This window comes from Polaromonas sp. P1_E11 (genome assembly GCF_056405995.1).
This window is the reverse complement of the sequence record NZ_JBFUBA010000005.1, coordinates 165065-182929: the sequence shown is the minus strand read 5'-3', so window position 1 is coordinate 182929 and position 17865 is coordinate 165065. Positions and strand designations below refer to the sequence as shown.

Annotated in this window: 17 protein-coding genes; 6 read left to right on the top strand and 11 right to left on the bottom strand. The window is 62.5% G+C overall.

Features of this window, described 5'->3' with window-relative positions:
- Nucleotides 1-18: 18 nt before the first annotated feature.
- A complete protein-coding gene (locus AC1D11_RS18045; protein ID WP_477649042.1) occupies nt 19-468 on the bottom strand; it encodes a hypothetical protein in 450 nt (149 codons plus the stop codon).
- A gap of 79 nt (nt 469-547) precedes the next feature.
- Nucleotides 548-1276 (bottom strand): TerC family protein, encoded by a 729-nt coding sequence (locus tag AC1D11_RS18040; protein ID WP_477649041.1) that lies wholly within the window; start codon nt 1274-1276, stop codon nt 548-550.
- 493 nt (nt 1277-1769) lie between these two features.
- On the opposite strand from AC1D11_RS18040, the gene AC1D11_RS18035 reads away from it, so the two are divergent.
- Nucleotides 1770-2234 carry a DUF3717 domain-containing protein gene (locus AC1D11_RS18035; RefSeq protein WP_477649040.1) on the top strand — a complete coding sequence of 155 codons (465 nt, stop codon included), beginning with the start codon at nt 1770-1772 and terminating at the stop codon, nt 2232-2234.
- Nucleotides 2235-2311: 77 nt separating this feature from the next.
- Nucleotides 2312-2626 (top strand): DUF2007 domain-containing protein, encoded by a 315-nt coding sequence (locus tag AC1D11_RS18030; protein WP_477649039.1) that lies wholly within the window; start codon nt 2312-2314, stop codon nt 2624-2626.
- A 184-nt stretch (nt 2627-2810) separates the two neighbouring features.
- Here AC1D11_RS18030 and purB read toward each other — a convergent pair whose 3' ends face one another.
- Complete coding sequence (gene purB, locus AC1D11_RS18025) at nt 2811-4202, bottom strand: adenylosuccinate lyase (RefSeq protein ID WP_457282439.1); 1392 nt, start codon at nt 4200-4202, stop codon at nt 2811-2813.
- A gap of 176 nt (nt 4203-4378) precedes the next feature.
- Between purB and AC1D11_RS18020 the strand changes: the two genes are divergently transcribed.
- Nucleotides 4379-4996, top strand: a complete 618-nt coding sequence (locus AC1D11_RS18020) for a glutathione S-transferase family protein (protein WP_457282438.1) — start codon at nt 4379-4381, stop codon at nt 4994-4996.
- Between the two features lie 641 nt (nt 4997-5637).
- Here the strand turns inward: AC1D11_RS18020 and AC1D11_RS18015 are convergent.
- The gene (locus tag AC1D11_RS18015; protein ID WP_477649038.1) at nt 5638-6255 is read right to left on the bottom strand and encodes a glutathione peroxidase; all 618 of its coding nucleotides are present in this window, start codon (nt 6253-6255) and stop codon (nt 5638-5640) included.
- Nucleotides 6256-6612: 357 nt separating this feature from the next.
- Between AC1D11_RS18015 and AC1D11_RS18010 the strand changes: the two genes are divergently transcribed.
- Genes AC1D11_RS18010 through rfaE2 form a run of 3 tightly spaced genes read left to right on the top strand, consistent with a single transcriptional unit; the run spans nt 6613 to nt 8348 of the window.
- Nucleotides 6613-7482: a ferritin family protein gene (locus AC1D11_RS18010; RefSeq protein WP_457282437.1), complete on the top strand. Its 870-nt coding sequence runs from the start codon at nt 6613-6615 to the stop codon at nt 7480-7482.
- Nucleotides 7482-7832: a Rid family hydrolase gene (locus tag AC1D11_RS18005; RefSeq protein WP_477649037.1), complete on the top strand. Its 351-nt coding sequence runs from the start codon at nt 7482-7484 to the stop codon at nt 7830-7832. Before AC1D11_RS18010 ends, AC1D11_RS18005 begins: the two co-directional genes overlap by 1 nt.
- Before the next feature lie 9 nt (nt 7833-7841).
- Complete coding sequence (rfaE2, locus tag AC1D11_RS18000) at nt 7842-8348, top strand: D-glycero-beta-D-manno-heptose 1-phosphate adenylyltransferase (protein ID WP_477649036.1); 507 nt, start codon at nt 7842-7844, stop codon at nt 8346-8348.
- A gap of 51 nt (nt 8349-8399) precedes the next feature.
- Here the strand turns inward: rfaE2 and AC1D11_RS17995 are convergent, their stop codons facing one another.
- From AC1D11_RS17995 to AC1D11_RS17965, 7 genes are all read right to left on the bottom strand, one after another.
- Nucleotides 8400-9632 carry a beta-ketoacyl-[acyl-carrier-protein] synthase family protein gene (locus tag AC1D11_RS17995; RefSeq protein ID WP_477649035.1) on the bottom strand — a complete coding sequence of 411 codons (1233 nt, stop codon included), beginning with the start codon at nt 9630-9632 and terminating at the stop codon, nt 8400-8402.
- 27 nt (nt 9633-9659) lie between these two features.
- The gene (locus AC1D11_RS17990) at nt 9660-9899 is read right to left on the bottom strand and encodes an acyl carrier protein (RefSeq protein WP_477649034.1); all 240 of its coding nucleotides are present in this window, start codon (nt 9897-9899) and stop codon (nt 9660-9662) included.
- A 114-nt stretch (nt 9900-10013) separates the two neighbouring features.
- Nucleotides 10014-11060 (bottom strand): SDR family oxidoreductase, encoded by a 1047-nt coding sequence (locus AC1D11_RS17985; RefSeq protein WP_477649033.1) that lies wholly within the window; start codon nt 11058-11060, stop codon nt 10014-10016.
- 144 nt (nt 11061-11204) lie between these two features.
- On the bottom strand, nt 11205-14339 hold the full coding sequence (locus AC1D11_RS17980; RefSeq protein ID WP_477649032.1) for an efflux RND transporter permease subunit: 3135 nt from the start codon (nt 14337-14339) through the stop codon (nt 11205-11207).
- 11 nt (nt 14340-14350) lie between these two features.
- Nucleotides 14351-15529 (bottom strand): efflux RND transporter periplasmic adaptor subunit, encoded by a 1179-nt coding sequence (locus AC1D11_RS17975; protein ID WP_477649031.1) that lies wholly within the window; start codon nt 15527-15529, stop codon nt 14351-14353.
- Nucleotides 15530-15578: 49 nt separating this feature from the next.
- Nucleotides 15579-17105, bottom strand: a complete 1527-nt coding sequence (locus tag AC1D11_RS17970; RefSeq protein WP_477649030.1) for an efflux transporter outer membrane subunit — start codon at nt 17103-17105, stop codon at nt 15579-15581.
- On the bottom strand, nt 17092-17850 hold the full coding sequence (locus tag AC1D11_RS17965) for a DUF1956 domain-containing protein (RefSeq protein ID WP_477649029.1): 759 nt from the start codon (nt 17848-17850) through the stop codon (nt 17092-17094). The genes AC1D11_RS17970 and AC1D11_RS17965 overlap by 14 nt, the downstream gene beginning before the upstream one ends.
- Nucleotides 17851-17865: the final 15 nt, after the last annotated feature.

Below are 17865 nucleotides of genomic sequence, written 5' to 3'. Positions count from 1 at the left end.
AGCACGAGGTGAAAGCCGTCAGTCGCTTGCGACCAGCAGCCCGGCACCTGCCAGCGCCGTGGCATAACCCAGGATGCCGTGACTTTCCTGGGCCTGCGTTGCCGTGACCGGTTGCATGTCCTGGCCGAATTTCGGGCGCCGGGCATCCAGCACGCGTGCAACGCCATACTGCTTGATGAGGCCCTCGGTCTGGGTGATCAGGGTGGCCTGCGCCAGCTGGGTCAACACGGTGTTGCCCTCTTTCTGAAGAAGGGGCGTCAGCTGCCCGAACACTTTCTCGGCCCACTTGCCGCGCCAGCTTTCGCGCGCACTGTGTGTCACCCATTTGCTGACGCGGTGCGTCACGCGGGGTGCGCAGCCGACCACGATCCAGCGAGTGGGGCTGTGGGCCTCGCCGGCCGGCAGCATGGGTTGCAGCATCTGCAGGGCATATGCGGCGTCGTCAATGTACACAATGATGTTGTCCATAAAGTTCTCCTTGAGTTGTCGTCGTTTTAGAAGCTTGCTGGCTGAAAGAGGGGCATACGCCCCCCACGGGTTGCTGGTTTCAATGTGGAATCAGGTCGGCATCCTGCGCGGACCGGGAGCGCCGCGTGGCCCACCACCCCGCGCCCAGCACGCCTGCCACCGCGAGGGCGTAGGTTGCCCACTGCGCGGCAAGGTGCAGGGTTTCAGCCGAAGGCATGGTGCCCGGGCCGCCATAGATCGGGTCGAGCAGCTGTTCGCTCACAATCATCTTCGCGGCGGTAAAGGCCAGAACAGCGGCGCCGACATTGATGATGATGGGGAAACGCTCCACCAGCTTGAGCACCATGGTGCTGCCAAACACGACGATCGGGATGCTGACCAGCAGGCCGATGACTACGAGGTCAAACGAGCCGTGCGCAGCGCCGGCCACACCCAGCACGTTGTCGATGCCCATCAGGGCGTCGGCCACCACGATGGTTTTCATGGCGCCCCAAAAGGTGTGGGCAACCGGGCCGTCGTGCTCCTTGTCACCCTGGTCGGCCAGCAGCTTGTAGGCAATCCACAGCAGCCCCAGGCCGCCCACCAGCATCAGGCCGGGAATTTTCAGCAGCCACACCACGCCAACCGTCATGGCAGAGCGGACCACAATGGCGCCGACCGTACCCCAGACGATGGCTTTTTTCTGCAGGTGGGATGGCAGGTTGCGCGCGGCCAGTGCGATCACGATGGCGTTGTCGCCGGCGAGCACCAGGTCAATGAGGATGATCGCCAGCAGGGCGGACCACCACGGGGCAGTAAATAGTTCCACGTTCACACTCCATGTCAAGTTTCGACTTGGAAATCCGAGTGACGGCGCACGACGGATTCCCGGCTTCGTGAAACCGGAACGGGTGTGATGGGTGGCTGGGGTCGGCGCCGGTGGACGCCGCAGATACCTCGATCAAACCTGTTCAGGTTTCAATCGAAGGTCTGGCTCGACATGCAGTGTCGCTGCATGCCCAACAAGCCGGAAGTGTCAACTTCGTAATGACGACTTGTTGTTAGCGATTTTGCTGTGGTGTCTGTTTTCGTATATTGCAGCAAAACGAGGGAGTTACTCCCCTTCGTCTGGGTATTTGACAATAAAAAAAGATTTTTTGCAACCCGGTCTTGCCGCGCAGCGGCGCGATGCGGGGACATGCCCCCATTTCCCCCATAGACGTCCGGCCCGCCCGTCTGGCCGATAATGAATGGCCCGGCGTTGCCTTTTCACTCGCGCTCGCTTCATCCGCTCAGCGGCAGCCTCTTAGACCCACCGTTCCATGCCCGGCATCCACATCACCGATATTGAAGCCGCCATCAACTACTGGCGCGACAAAAAGCCTTCGCCCGACGGGGTGACGCTGGCCCCTGAGCTGCGTGCGCTCGCCGAGGTCTACGCGCTCCTGGTTTTCTACCATGAGGACGAGGCCGACGAAAAAAGCTTTCCGCCCAAGGCGCTGGCGGCGTGGCGGGTCTGGTACGACACAACCGCCGACACGCCCTGCATTGCCATTTGCTCAACCAGCCAGGGGGACGCCCTGTGCAAGGGCTGCGGCCGCACGTTTGACGAAGTGCAGCACTGGCCCGAGATGACGCCTGCCGAGAAGCGCGGTACCTGGCGGCGCATCACGCAGGAAGCAACTGCCTGGCGGTTTGGCCGCTACGCTGACCGCGCGCTTGAGAACAGGGACAAGGATGCGCAGAAAGACGCGACACCCGCTCCGATCGCTACGCCAAAAAGCTAAGCCTTTTGGGCTTGCAGCCCATAAACGGCGAGCGCAAGCAGCTATGAATTTGATAGTGATTTCGCTACACTGGCGGCATGCTCAGACTGACGCGTGCCCCGAATATCGCCATTGCCGCGCTGTGGGTCGACGTGTTGCAGCAGGCCGGTATTGCCGCCAGCGTGCAGCGCTATTTTCTGGGCAGCGTCGCTGGGGAACTCCCGCCGGACCAGTGCCAGCCCGAAGTCTGGCTCACCCACCATGAAGAAGAACCCCGTGCGCGCGAGCTGCTCGACAACCTGCAGAACATGCCGCAGCGGCGATGGCTGTGCGTCTGCGGTGAAGTCGTTGAAGGTGGCTTTGAGCAGTGCTGGAATTGTGGACTAGCCCCCACGGGCGCTCACTTCGTGTAGTTTCCTGCGTCCCGAGGTGTGGCCTGGCAACGCCGGTTCCACGGCTCATGCCGGTTTGAAAATTTCAGGGCGTAATTAGTGGAGGATTTCACCAGTGGGGGCCGCGGGTCCGGCTTTGCCGGCCCCAGGCGCCGCCCCCTTGAGGGGGGAACGGGCTACACGAAGTGAGCCCGGACGGGGGTGTTCATACCCTCTTCGCCAGTTCGGCTGCCATGCCGACATAGCTGCCAGGCGTCATTTTCAGCAGGCGCTCTTTTTCTGCGGCAGGAATTTCCAGCGAACGGATCAGCGCGTGCAGGTCTTCGGCCTTCACGGTTTTGCCGCGCGTGACTTCCTTCAACTTCTCGTAAGCGCCCTGCACGCCGTAACGGCGCATCACCGTCTGGATCGGTTCGGCCAGCACTTCCCATGAGGCGTTCAGGTCGTCGCCCAGCGCTTCGCGGTTGAGTTCGAGCTTGTTCAGCCCCACACCCATTGAGTTGTAAGCCAGCACGGCATAGCCGAGCGCCACACCCATGTTGCGCAGCACGGTGGAGTCGGTCAGGTCGCGCTGCCAGCGGGAAATCGGCAGCTTTTCGCTCAGGTGGCGCAGCAGCGCATTGGCCAGGCCCAGGTTGCCTTCGGCGTTTTCAAAGTCAATCGGGTTGACTTTGTGCGGCATGGTCGAGGAACCTATTTCGCCGTCCTTCAGGCGCTGCTTGAAGTAGCCCACGCTCACGTAGCCCCAGATGTCGCGCGCCAGGTCGATCAGGATGGTGTTGGTGCGGGCTACTGCGTCAAACAGTTCGGCCATGTAGTCGTGCGGCTCGATCTGGATGCTGTAGGGCTGGAAGGTCAGGCCCAGGCCCAGCGGCTCCGGCGTTTCGATCACGTTGCGGCTGAAGGCCTCCCAGTCGAAGTCGGGCCAGGCCGAGAGATGCGCGTTGTAGTTGCCCACCGCGCCGTTCATTTTGGCCATCAGCTTGATGCCGGCGATCTTGTCACGCGCATTGGCCAGGCGCACCACCACGTTGGCGATTTCCTTGCCGACCGTGGTCGGGCTGGCCGTCTGGCCGTGCGTGCGGCTCAGCATGGGTTCTTCGGCATAGATGTGGGCCATTTCGCGCAGCTGCGCAATGACCTTGTCCAGCGCCGGCAGCACCACCAGGTCGCGGCTGCTTTTAAGCTGCAGCGCGTGGCTGGTGTTGTTGATGTCTTCGCTGGTGCAGGCAAAGTGCACAAATTCGCTGGCGCCCTGCAGCTCCGGCCGGGCTTCGAACTTCGACTTGATCCAGTACTCGACAGCTTTCACGTCGTGGTTGGTGGTCTTTTCAATTTCCTTGATGGCCGACGCGTCGGCCTCCGAGAAGTTTTTGACCAGACCCAGCAAATAGGTGCGGGCACCTGGGCTCAGCGGCTTGAATTCGGCGAATTTGGCATCGGACAGCGCGATGAACCACGCCACTTCGACCTGTACGCGGCGGTGCATATAGCCCTGTTCGGACATCAGGGGACGTAACTGGTTCAGTTTGTTCGCGTAGCGGCCGTCCAGCGGGGACAGGGCGTTGATCGTGGAAAAAGGGGGGGAAGAGCTCATGGCCCAATTGTAGGCCGGGTGCCTGCCGCGCCGGCCGTGCCGGGAGCCGCTGCCGCGAGCCCGAAAAGATGTGCATATTTGCGAATCTTCTTGCCCGGCGCGTTACACCCCTGTCAGCCCGGCTGCCGGCTTACTCGATAGAATGCTCTTCCCCCGGACCACGATCTCACACCATCATGAAACTCATCGGATCCGCTACCAGCCCCTATGTGCGCAAAGTGCGCATAGTGATGGCCGAGAAAAAGCTCGACTACCAGTTTGTCCTGGAAGATGTCTGGGCAGCCAACACCACCATCCAGGCCTCCAACCCGCTCGGCAAGGTGCCCTGCCTGGTCATGGAAGGCGGCGAAGCCGTATTTGATTCCCGCGTGATCGTCGAATACCTCGACACCCTGTCACCCGTCGGCAAGCTCATCCCCAGCCAGGGCCGCGAGCGCGCTGAAGTCAAAACCTGGGAAGCCCTGGCCGACGGCCTGATCGACGCAGCCATCCTGGCGCGCCTCGAAGCCACCTGGGCCGGCCGCAGCGTCAAGCAACGCAGCGACGCCTGGATCGACCGCCAGATGGGCAAGATCGAAGCCACCCTCAAGGCCATGAGCACCGGCCTGGGCGACAAGTCGTTCTGCAGTGGCATCCACTTCAGCCTGTCCGACGTCGCCGTCGGCTGCGCGCTCGGTTACCTCGACCTGCGTTTTGCGCAAATCAACTGGCGCGAGATGTATCCGAACCTGACGAAGCTGCAGGACAAGCTGATGCAACGGCCCAGCTTTGCGGAAAGCATTCCGCCTGGCTGATGCGGGTACTGGGATACTGAATGGTGGAAGAGGCGGCACTGCGCGCTGATGCCAAATCACCAAATCGCATACCAACTCAAGACACCGCCTGCTATTGCTATGAATTTGGTAGCTGCTTGCGCCCGTCTTTATTGGGCGCGGGCTACTATTCGCGTTTGAAAGCCGTCGAAAAACAGGCTCAACGCCTCATGGGCGGCCTTTTCAGGTGTTTTGCGGCCGAAACAGCCTGATTTCAATCATCAAAATGGCCTCTGGCCCAGTCAGGACGAGCGCAAGAAGCTATCAAAATAATAGCGCTTGCGGGGGCTTCAAGGGTTCCCGGTGATCACGGGGAAAGTCCACCAAGCCATCGGCGGTGAACTTTGGGCGGGCGCAACGCATGTGTTGGCCCTGGCCCGGCAAGGGGCCGGAATATAAAAATGCTGCGAAGCGCCCCGGCGCGAACGAGGGAGGGAGGGAGGAGGAGGAGCGCCCCGGGATTGCAGCTGAACCTGGACGGCTCAGAAGGCTTCGCAACAATGAAACTGTTTTTTGCCAGCGCTACCGGTGAAGGCAAATCGCGCTTGCAGAAGTATGAGAGCACAAGTGCGGGGTAGTTCCCGCAAATAAAAGATCCCTCAGGTAAATTTTTGTTAACGGGCCTACGGCTTGATGGCCAGCTGTTTTTCGATCTCTTTGACCAGCGTGCCGCCGGCCGGGTCGGCCATGGAGTTGAAGCTGGTGACGCTGGCCCCGTCGCGTGCAATGACGTATTTGTAAAAATTCCAGCGCGGCGTGGTGCCTGTTGTGGCCGCCAGCTTCTGGAACAGGGGGTTGGCGTCCTTCCCGGTCACGCGGGTCTTGGTGAACATGGGGAACTTCACGCCGAAGGTGTTTTCGCAGAAGTCCGCGATCTCCTTGTTGCTGCCCGTTTCCTGCGAAAAATCATTGGACGGAAAACCCAGCACCACCAGGCCCTGGTCTTTGTATTTGGCGTAGAGCGCTTCAAGCCCCTGGTACTGCGGGGTAAAGCCGCAAAAGCTGGCAGTGTTGACCACGACCACCACTTTTCCGCTGTATTGGCAAAGCGTCTGGGGTTTTTCGTCCTGCAGACGTAAAAACGTCTGCTGCAGCAGCGCGGGGCAGGTTGCCGGTACGGGCACGGCGGGCGCTACGGCAGGTGCCGGTGGCGCAGCCAGCGCGCCGCGGGAGGCCAGCATGATCAGCAAAAGGAACTGGGCCGCCTGGCGAAGGGCGCAAAAAGAGGCAGTGGCAGTCATTGGCTAAACTCGCGGGCTGGTGATCGGGCCGATTCAGGTTTATTCTGGCGCTGTCATACATGTTTCACAACATGCCCTGACGATACGCCCGTATCGCGGTGAATGGATTCAGCGGGAATTCAGCCCCCGGAATATCCAGGGCCTGCATGGCATTATTTGGCACAATGCAGTCCGAAAAAGAGCACTTGTGTGGTCCAACACGCCGGAATGGGGTCCGAATTACCCTGATTTGCCGGTAAATAGCGCATAAGTCGCCCGTTGTCACATTAGCCGCCTAAAATCGTTACAAGTACCCAGGATGCTCCCGCAGGACATCCGAGGCAGATATATCTGCATATCCCTTGCGAAGGAGTTCTCATGCTTTATCCCGAACTGTTCAAACAACTTGAATCCGTCCGCTGGGACATGGACAAGGATATTCCATGGGCAAGTTTTGACGCGTCCAAGCTGACCGACGAGCAGGCCCAGACCATCAAGATGAATGCCATCACGGAATGGTCTGCGCTGCCCGCCACGGAAATGTTCCTGCGCGACAACAAGGACGACAGCGATTTCTCGGCCTTCATGTCCATCTGGTTCTTTGAAGAGCAAAAACACTCGCTGGTGTTGATGGAATACCTCAAGCGCTTCCGCCCGGACCTTGCTCCCACGGAAAAGGAATTGCACGAAGTGCGTTTCGAGTTTGAACCCGCGCCCGCGCTGGAAACGCTGATGCTGCATTTCTGCGGCGAGATCCGCCTGAACCACTGGTACCGCCGCGCCAGCGAATGGCATACCGAGCCCGTCATCAAGCAGATTTATACCCAGCTGAGCCAGGACGAAGCCCGCCACGGCGGCGCTTACCTGCGCTACATGAAACGCGCCATCAACAACTTCGGCAATGAAGCCAAGTCCGCCTTCACCAAGGTGGGCGTGCTGATGGCCAGTGCACGGCGTACCGCCCAGGCGCTGCACCCGACCAACCTGCACGTGAACAAAAGCCTGTTTCCGCGCGACACCATCCAGAGCCGCCTGCCCAACCCCGAGTGGCTGGAGCACTGGCTCGATACGCAGATCAAGTTTGATGCGGTGTGGGAGGGCAAGGTGGTCGAGCGTATCCTGCACAACCTGAGCCTGCTGCTGAACCAGAGCTTCAAGACCGTGCAGGAACTGAACCGCTACCGCAAGGAAGTCGCCAAGGAACTGGCGGAGTCCATCGCCGCCAAGCCGGCACCTGCCGGCGCCTGATGCAGGACGTCCGCTGGCCGAGTGCCTCGGGCGGCAGAAGCCGGGTGGTCGCCCGCGGCGCGCAGGTGTTTGCGGTGGCCAATGCCAGCGATGCTTCGCTGGACTTTGCCGGGCAACTTTCGCAGACGCTGGCGATGCTTGATGCCCACCTGTTGCATGCAGGCGCTTCACGCGCCTCGCTGCTCAGCGTGCAAATATTCCTGGCGGACATGCAGTGCAAAAAACAACTGGATGCAGCCTGGCGCGAGTGGATTGGCGACGACAGCAGCGCCTGGCCGCAGCGCGCGGTGATCGGTGCGCAACTTGATGGCGGCTTGCAGATTGAGATCGTGGCCCAGGCCTTCCGTTAAAGTGGCGGGATGCCCAGCGAGTCCCCTACCCCTTCCCCTGCCCACTTCCTGCAAAAAATAGCCCCGCGCGAAGAAGCGCGGCAGCGGCTGGCCTCCATGCCGCGTCCCATTGTCTTTACCAATGGGGTGTTTGACGTGCTGCATCGCGGGCATGCTACCTATCTGGCCGACGCCCGTGCACTGGGCGCAAGCCTGGTGGTGGCGCTGAACACCGATGCCTCCGCACGGCGGCTGGGCAAGGGCCCAGACCGGCCGCTCAACAACGAGCACGACCGCGCCGCCATGATGGCTGCGCTGGAGTCGGTGAGCCTGGTCACCTGGTTTGACGAAGACACGCCGCTTGAACTGATCCGTGAGCTCCAGCCGGACCTGCTGGTGAAGGGCGGAGACTACGACATGGACAAGCTGGCAGAAACCGCGGTGGTCAAGGCGTATGGCGGCAGTGCGCGGGCGATCCCGTTTGTGGATGGCTATTCGACGACGGCGCTGGTGAAAAAAATCCGCGCCACGCGCTGATCCGCTGATATCCGCCGGTATCCGGGAGAGCCCGGCCGAGGGTGACCGCCCTCAGGCGGACTTCGCCACCAGCACGGCGTTGGAGCCGCCAAAGGCAAACGAGTTGGACATCACCGCGCGCAGGCCCGTCGCATCGCGCGCCTCCAGCGGTATGTAGTCCAGGTCACAACGCGGATCGGGGTTCACCAGGAATGCCGTTGGCGGCAGCTGCCCCGCGCGCAGTGCCATCAAGCTCGCAATGAATTCCATCGCCCCCGCAGCGCCCATGGCGTGCCCGTGCACCCCTTTGCTGGAGCTGATGGGCAGGCGCGCGGCCAGGTCCTTGAAGGCCAGCTTGATGGCGCTGGTCTCGACCACATCGCCGACATCGGTGGCGGTTCCATGGGCGTTGAGGTAGCCGATGTCGGCTGCCTGCAATCCCGCGTCTGCCAGCGCCAGCGTCATGGCGCGCGCCTGGCCCTGGGCGTCGGGCTGTGTCAGGTGATGGGCGTCGGTGGTGGACGCGTAGCCGCAGAGTTCAGCCAGTATGTCGGCGCCGCGCCTTTTGGCGCTTTCCCACTCTTCCAGGACCAGCATGGCGGCGCCTTCGGCCAGCACAAGGCCTGAGCGGTCAACGGAAAATGGACGGCATGAGGTTTCGGCACCGTCGGCATGCGGCCTGGCCAGCGTGTGCATGGCTTGCCAGGCCTTGATGGTGCCGCGGTTCAACAAGGCTTCAGAACCACCAGCCAGCATGGCGTCGGCGTAACCATGGCGGATCTGCCGAAAGGCTTCTCCAATGGATGTGGCCGACGATGCGCAGGCATTGGAAACCGTGCTGCTGGGGCCCTTCAGCCCGAACTCCATGGACACGTGGGCGGCGATGGCGTTGTGCATGGCCAGCACGACCGTCATGGGGCGCAGCCGAGCCACTTTTTGCTCCAGCAATGCTGTGTAAGCCACATCCGTGGATCCTGCGCCGCCGCTGCCTGTGCCCAGTGAGACTCCGAAACGCTCGGGTAAGAAGCCACTCTCAGGGCCCCATCCCGCCTGTGCCATGGCTTCGCGGCCAGCCACCACCGCGAGCTGGCTGACCCGGTCCATGGTCAGGAGCCGGGCGCGGGGGAAATGCTGGTCGGGGTCGAACTGGATGGCGCCGGCCAGCACGCTTTCGCTGCCGGTGGGAAAGCCAATGTCAATGTCCCGGATGCCGGAGCGGGCGGAAAGCAGGGAGTCGAAGAATGCGGGAGTGCCGGTTCCAACGGCGGAAACAACGCCAAGACCCGTGATGGCTACGCGACGCATGGGCGGTCTGGCGGGCCTGGGCAGGGCTCAGGCGGCGGGCTTGCCCGATGGCAGCAGGGGTTCAATCAGCTGGACCATTTCGGCGAGGGTGCGCGGCGGGCTGGCCTGGTCTGGAATCTGGATGCCAAACTGATCCTCGATCTGGAACATGAATTCGATGACGGCCAGGGAGTCCAGGCCCAGGCTTTCCAGCGTGGCATCCGGCAGCAGTTTTTCCTCGCTGATGCCAAATGTCTCGGCAAAAAGATTAATCAAATCAGAATTCATCACGAACCAGTAAATATGTAATGCGAACCGCCATTGTCCCACCATCGATATGACGGCCGACCTCTTCGGGCCTGTAGGAGCATTTTACAAAAGCAGCCGCGTTGTTTTCGTACCTCAGGGCGTGTACATCTGCCTGACGGCGTCCGACAGGCTGAAGGTTCCCAATAATTCACCCAGATAACTAATGGGCGCCGGCGCGACAGCTGCCGCACCAATTTCTGCCCGCAGGCGCGCATTGCTGAACACTGCGTCGGCGGTCAGGAAAGGCAAATACGGCTGCAATGCTTCAAACATCCAGCGTTGGCGGGCAAACTTCGGCGTGGGCACGAAGTCCCTGCCGCGCATTACCATCTTGCCGATGCCGGGCATGCTGGCTTTCAGTTCTTCGGCCAGCGCCGCGAACGTCATGGAGTCTTCGCCCGTGGACACGTGATAGCAATCGTGCCGGAGCTCGTCCTTGAGCAGCATCTCGGCGAAGGCGCTTGCGATGAAATCCACCGGCGCGAAGTCAAGCTTGCCCAAGGGGTCCAGCGGCACGTCACCGAGTTCGGCCATGACCGGGATGGACCACAACATGTTGCGTGCCAGTTTGGCGTCGTCAATGCCGCGCGACAGCACAATGCCCGGGCGCAAGCTGACAAAAGGATGGCCCTTGCCGCGCAGCAGGGTTTCGGCATCGCGCTTGGAGCGGATGTAGTCGTTGGCGTAGCCGGCAAACGGCATGTCTTCTGTGATCACGCCGCGCGGCTCGGTGGTCACCGCCGCCGTTCCGACGAAAAAACCGCGTTGTGAGGGCCGCAGGTCTTTCAGGATGCCGGAAAACTGCTCGGCGGCCTTGAGATTGATGGGGTAGACCCCGGCGCCGGGCTTGAACGAGGTGCTGGCAGCCGAGTGCAGGATGACATCGGCAGACTGAAGGACCGCTGGACTGAGGCCAAAACCGGGCTCGACCACATCACCGGCCTCGGCAGACACCATGTCGGCAAATTCGGGCTTCCACAGGACGCTCTTTTGAAGGCGGTCCAGGAGGCGGTCGCGCGCCTGGTTCGAATCGGCAGCGCGCACCACAGCGGTGCTGTAGACGCCGCGCGCGGCCAGAAGAAGCATTAACTCGCCGCCAATCAGGCCGGTTGCGCCCGAAAGCAGTACGCGTTTTGACATGTTAAGAAATGTAAAGCTAAGCCCGCAAGTATAAGCGAGGGGTTTTGATCGGCCCACCTTAAATCGCTGGGATGGGCCGGTCTAAACCAGCAAAATTACACGTCTTGGTTGCCTTTTACAAAACGGTACGCCCAAGCATGTGCATTATTTCGCGGTCGCTTGCGTACCGGATTCGGCCACCGGATGGCCGTTTTCATGTGCTTCACCCTTGTGGCCGCGCAATCTTGCCGCCATGCGCTTGATCAGCCGCTCAAGGTCATCGATATAGGTAAATACGGCAGGCACCACCAGCAGGCTGAGCACGGTGGAGGTGATCAGGCCGCCGATCACCGCGATCGACATCGGTGAGCGAAAGCTGGAATCGGCCGCGCCGAAGCCCAGGGCAATCGGCATCATGCCCGCCCCCATGGCCAGCGTGGTCATGATGATGGGCCGCGCCCGCTTGTGGCAGGCGTCCAGCAGGGCGTCCCAGCGCGACAGGTTGTGGTCGCGCCGCGCGACGATGGCGTATTCCACCAGCAGGATGGAATTCTTGGTCGCGATCCCCATCAGCATGATCAGCCCGATCAGCGAGGGCATGGAAAAACTCTTCTGCGCGATCAGCAGGCCGACAAAGGCGCCTCCCAAGGAAAGGGGTAGAGCGGCAAGAATGGTCACCGGGTGCAGGAAATCCTTGAACAGCAGCACCAGCACGATATAGATGCAGAGCACGCCCGTCAGCATGGCCAGGCCAAAACTGGCGAACAGCTCGCCCATGACCTCTGCATCACCGACTTCCACCACCTTGACGCCGGCCGGCAGGTTCTTGACAGACGGCAGCAGTTTCACGGCTTCGGTGATGTCACCGAGAGCCCGGCCCGACAGCTCAATCTCGAACTTGACGTTGCGGGAACGGTCGTAGCGGTCAATCACGGCCGGCCCGGCCGTGATTTCCAGGCTCGCCACCTGACCCAGCATAACGGGCCCGACACCCGGCTTGACACTGGGAACCGCAAGGCGCTCCAGCACGCTGAGGTCCTTGCGCGCTGCTTCGTCCAGCTTGACGACAATAGGCACCTGCCGCTGCGAAAGATTGAGCTTGGGCAAGGACTCTTCGTAGTCACCGACCGTGGCGATGCGCAGGGTCTCGCCCATGGCTGAACTGGTCACACCCAGGTCTGCTGCCCTGGCGAAATCCGGCTTGATGGCAATCTCGGGGCGCACCAGGCTGGCGCTGGACGAGATATTGCCCAGGCCGGGAATGGTTCGCAGGTCTTTTTCAATCGCGAGCGCCGCAGTTTGCAGGGCATTGGAGTCTTCGGCGGTCAGCATGAGGATGTACGCCTCTCCCGAGCCGCCCAGCCCCACCTTGCTGCGCACGCCCGGAAGGGTTTCCAGCGCCGTCCGCATCTTGCTTTCAATGCCCTGCTTGCGCGGCCGTTCGCTGCGCTCATCCAGCAACACTGTCAGCGTGGCTTTGCGGGTTTCTGCCGCGCCCTGCATGGCAAACGGGTCTGTACCGGCCGAACCGCCACCGATGGTGGTGTACACGCTCTTCACATGCTTTACCTTGCTGATCAGCAGGCGCGCATGTTCAGCCGAGGCCTTGGTCTGCGTCAGCGAAGCGCCTGGGGGAAGCTCGAGGTAAACCTGGGTTTGCGAGTTGTCATCGGGCGGGATGAAGCCGGTCGGCAGCAACGGGATCAGCATGACCGAACCGAAGAAAAAGACCGTAGCCGCCGCCATGGTCGCTACCCGGTGCTTCATGCACCAGGCCGCTGCGCGCATGTAGGTGTTCATCCACTTCGGGTCGGAATGGGCGCCCACCACTGGCTTGAGGATGTAGGCTGCCATCATGGGGGTCAGCACGCGCGCCACCACCAGCGAGGCAAACACCGCCAGCGAGGCCGTCCAGCCGAACTGCTTGAAGAACTTTCCCGCTACGCCGCTCATGAAGGCGGTGGGAAGGAACACGGCGATCAGCGTGAACGTGGTGGCCACCACGGCCAGGCCGATTTCGTCTGCCGCCTCCATGGCGGCTTCGTACGGCGACTTGCCCATGCGCAGGTGCCGCACGATGTTTTCGACCTCGACGATGGCATCGTCGACCAGGATTCCGATCACCAGCGACAGCGCGAGCAGTGTGATGACGTTGATCGAAAAGCCAAGCAGGTGCATGCCGATGAAAGCCGGGATCACCGACAGCGGCAACGCAACGGCCGACACAAAGGTGGCGCGCCAGTCGCGCAGGAACAGCCACACCACCAGCACCGCCAGGATGCCGCCTTCGTACAGCAGGTGCATGGAGCCGTCGTATTCCTCCTGTACCGGTGTGACGAAATTGAAGGCTTCGTGGACTTCCACTTCAGGGTACTGCTGCTTCAGCTCGGCCAGTGCCGCCTGCACGGCGGCGCCGACAGCCACTTCGCTTTCGCCCCGGCTGCGGGACACCTCAAAGCCGACGACAGGCTTGCCGTCGAGCAGCGCGGCGGCGCGCGGCTCGGCGGTCGTGTCGCTCACGGTGGCGACCTCGCTGAGGCGAATGCGCCGCCCGTCGCTGAGCGCCAGCTCAAGCTGAGCGAGCTCCTGCGCGGACTTGACCGTCGCCAGCGTTCGCATGGGCTGCTCGCTGCCGCCCAGGTCGGCGCGCCCACCCGCGCTTTCAGTCTGCACCTGCCGCAACTGGCGGGAAATGTCGGAAGCCGTGGCGCCCAGGGCCTGCAGCTTCGAGGGATCCAGCGCGATGCGGACTTCGCGTGAGACGCCGCCCACGCGGTTGACCGCGCCAACGCCGCGCACAGCCAGCAGCTTGCGGGAGATGTCGTTGTCGACAAACCAGGACAGCGCCTCTTCGTCCATGCGCGGTGAGCGGATGGTGAAGGCCAGCACCGGCTGGCTGGCCAGGTCCATCTTGCTGACCACCGGATCGCGCACGTCGCCGGGCAATTCGCTGCGCACTTTCGACACGGCCGCGCGCACATCGTCCACGGCTTCCTGTACCGGCTTTTCCAGCCGGAATTCGGCGGTCACGCTCACACCGCCGTCCTGCACCTTGGTGTAGATGTGCTTGAGGCCCTGCACCGTGGCAATGGAATTTTCAAGCTTGCGGGCCACTTCCGTCTCGAGCTGGGCGGGCGCGGCGCCCGGCAGCGAGGCAGAGACCGTCACGGTCGGCAGGTCGATATCGGGAAAGTTTTGCACCTTCATCGCCTTGAACGACAGCATGCCGGCGAACGTCAGCAGCACAAACAGCATGACGGCGGGTATCGGGTTCTTGATTGACCAGGAGGAGACGTTCATCGAATCGCTCCTTATTTGATAGCTGCTTGCGCACGACTGGCGGGCGCCACGGTCGGATTTGCCGTAACTCCGGGGGCGGCGTCGCTGACCCGGACGAGGTCGCCGTCGTTGAGGAAGCCCGCCCCGCTGACGATCACCCTTGTATCGGCAGCAAGGCCGGAGGTAATTTCGACCCGGTCGCCGGCGAGCCGTCCGGTCTGCACCTTGAGCTGGCTGATGCGGTTGTCCGGGTTGAGGCGAAAGACATAGTTGAACCCATCGCGCACGACCAGCGCAGGTTGCGGGATGGTCAGCGCGGAGGTGCTGCCCAGATCGAATTCGCCGCGGGCAAACATGCCGGCCTTGGCCGGAGAGGCCATGCCTGCCGAAACCGGAAGGTCCACATAGACCAGCGCCGCGCGGGTCTGGGGATCCACGCTCGGGGCGATCATGCGCACCCGGCCCTTGAGTTCGGCGCCGCTGGCCGCCACCACGTTGGCGACTGTGCCGGCCTTGATCCGGCCCAGTTCGGCCGAGGTGACTTCCGCGCGCCATTCGAGGCGACCGCCCCGGATCAGGCGGAACAGCTCGGTGCCCGCCGGCACCACCGAGCCTACCGTTGCGGTGCGGGCGGAGATCACGCCGTTGTCGGGCGCCAGCACCTGCGTGTTTTTACCGCGTACCTGCTGCACCTCAAGGAGCGCCCTGGCTGCCTCGACACGCGCCTTGGCGGTTTGCTCGGAGGTGTTGTACTGGTTGATCTGCTGCTCGCTTAAAGCGCCCGAACTCGCCAGCGTGCGCGCACGCGCGGCGTTGTCTGCTGCATCGGCCGCGTTGGCCTGGGCCTCGATCAGGCTGGCTCTGGCCTGGGCCGTGTCGGCCTGCACGCTGTCACCAGAGAACACCGCCAGCACTTGCCCGGCCTTGACCTGGTCGCCCACATTGGCCTGCACCTGCACCAGCCGCAAGCCGTTCGATTCGGAACCGATCACGGCCTCCTGCCAGGCGGTGATATTGCCGTTGGCGCTGAGCTTCACCGGCAAGGTCACTTGAGACGGCAGCGCGGTGGCGACAGTCAGTGCCGGCTTTGCGGTGACTGCCTTGTCTTCATTTGCGTTGGCCTTCAGAAGAAAAAAAGCTGCGGCCCCGGCAACGAGCACGGCACCGGCGATCACAGCGAGAGCGACGGGTTTGAGTTTGAAGTTTGGCATGGTGTTCAAAGGATCTGTCAATAGGTGTGGCAGGGTCGACAACCGCGCCTCAGGGGGCGGTGAGGGCAGCAGGGGTGAAAGGTGCCGGCACATCGGAGACCAGCGGCGGCACAGGGGGTTCGGCGGTGGTCCAGCCGCCGCCGAGCGCCCGGTACAGCGCAACCCAGGCGCTGCGCCGGTCACGTTGCAGCGTGACCAGGGCGCTTTGTGCGGCCAGCAGGGTGCGACGGGCGTCTTCAAGTTCGACCAGGCTCGCCAGCCCGCTCTTGTAGCGGGCTTCGGTGCCGACGAATGACGCGCGGTAGCCTTGTGTGGCGACCAATGCATCCTGGCTGCGCTCGGCCGTGCTCTGCAGGTTGACCAGCGCTTCCTCGACTTCCCGCACGGCCTTTCGCACGCTGCCGCGGTATTGGGCGGCGGCGTCCTCGTAGCGCGCCTTGGCGGCTTCTACATTGGCCTCGCTGGCGCCGCCGTCAAAGATCGGGATGGTCAGCTGCAGCGGCCCGACGGTCCAGGTGTCAAAGCGTTGCGTGGTGCTGGCCGTGTACGACTTGGAGGCTGCTATCGAGCCGCTCAGGTTGAGCCTTGGAAAGCGCTGCGCGCGTGCGCTGCCGACTTCCAGGTGGGCGGCGTCCACTTCGCGTGCTGCATTGAAGATATCGGGCCGCTGGGCCAGCACTTCCGCCGGCACGCTGATGACAGGCGCTACCGATTCCAGAGTCAGGTCGACCGGTGTGCTGGCCAGTTTTTGCCGCAGTGCGGGTTCGTCGATGGCAGTCAGGGCCACCAGTGCCTTGACATCCAGGTCGCACAGTGCGCGCTGCTGGATGGCGTTGCTGTTGCCTTCGGCCGCGCTGGCCCTGGCCAATGCCGCGGTGGCGGGAGCCTGAAAACCTGCCCTGGTGCTGAGTTCCGCCAAACGTGCAGTTTCACCCCGGGATGCGGCATCGGAGCGCGCAACCTCGAGCAGCTTTTCGCAAGCGCGCAGGCTGTAGTACTGGGTGGCGACCTCGGCGGCAACCGATACACGCGCCGAATGCCACAGCGCCTGGGAGCCCTCCAGCCGCTGCTGATCGGCATCCCGGCTCGCGGCGTACTGACCGAAGAGGTCGATTTCCCAGGAGGTCTGCAAACCCACCTGGGCGGTTGTGGAAATGGGTGGCGCTGTACGGTTCACGGGTGCCGAACGTCCGCGGCTGACGCTCGCGGTGCCATCGAGTGTGGGAAGCATGGCTGCGCCCGAGGCCACGCGTGAAGCCCGCGCCTGCTCGATGTTGGAGCGCGCGGTGGAAACGGTCGGGCTGACCGATTCCGCCGCCATGATCAGTTCCACCAGCAAGGGGTCATTTTGCTGTTGCCACCATTGCGACAGCCCTTTCAGGCTGCCGCCGTGGGGCAATGCCGCTGTGGTGCCCGCCGTCGGTAAAGGCGTTTGCCATTGCGCGGGAATCGAGACGGAAGGGGGTGTGTGCGGATTGTCGGAAGCGCAGCCGCCCAGCAACAGCGCGAACGCGCCGAACAGCGGCGCCGCTGCCAGCAAGCGCAAGCGTTCGCGTCCGGAGTCAGTTTTTTTCATGGTGTGCTGTTTTCAATCGCGGCGTGGCGGCCACGGGGTAATCGGAAAGGTGATTTCGGCGTGCCATTTCGACGCCCACCATGGCTTCGGCATAGGCCACCAGGCTGACAGCCCACTGCTCCAGGGCTTCAGGTGTTCCGAACAGCTGGGGCCGGATCGCCTCCACGACCTCGCGGCTGAGGAACATCTGAAGTGCCAGCCCGGTGATGGAAAACGCCAGCCTATGCACTTCGTCGTCGGCTTTTGTGACGCCTAAATGGCGGCAAAGCACGGTGACCAGCGCGGTATGCGCCGGCTTGATGCCCTGGTCGATTTCTTCGGCCCACAGGCCTGTGGGTTCCAGCATCTCGCGAAAGTGGAGCTTCATGCACAACTGCACCAGTTCACCTTGGCGCAAAGGTTCGAGGAAGCTCGAAAAAAAGCCTTCAAGGGACTGCCGCAAGGTGAAGTGGGGCTGGTTGTACAGCGCAATGTCATCGCGCGCGCTGCCCAGCGGTTCGGTGAAAACGGCCCGGTACAGGCCGGCTTTATCGCCGAAGTAATAGCTGATCGCCGCCACGTTGGCCCCCGCGGCATGGGCGATATCTCGAATCGAGGTTTTGGCAAACCCTTTTTCGGAAAACAGCCTGAGTGCCGCGAGCAACAGGTGCGCCCTGGCGTGGGCGCCGTCGGAGCGCTGTTTTCGGCTTTCGCTTTCAGGCTTGGCTGAGCGCGAAGGTGTTTGAGAGGGCCGGTCGGGTGTCATGTGCCCGGATTAGAG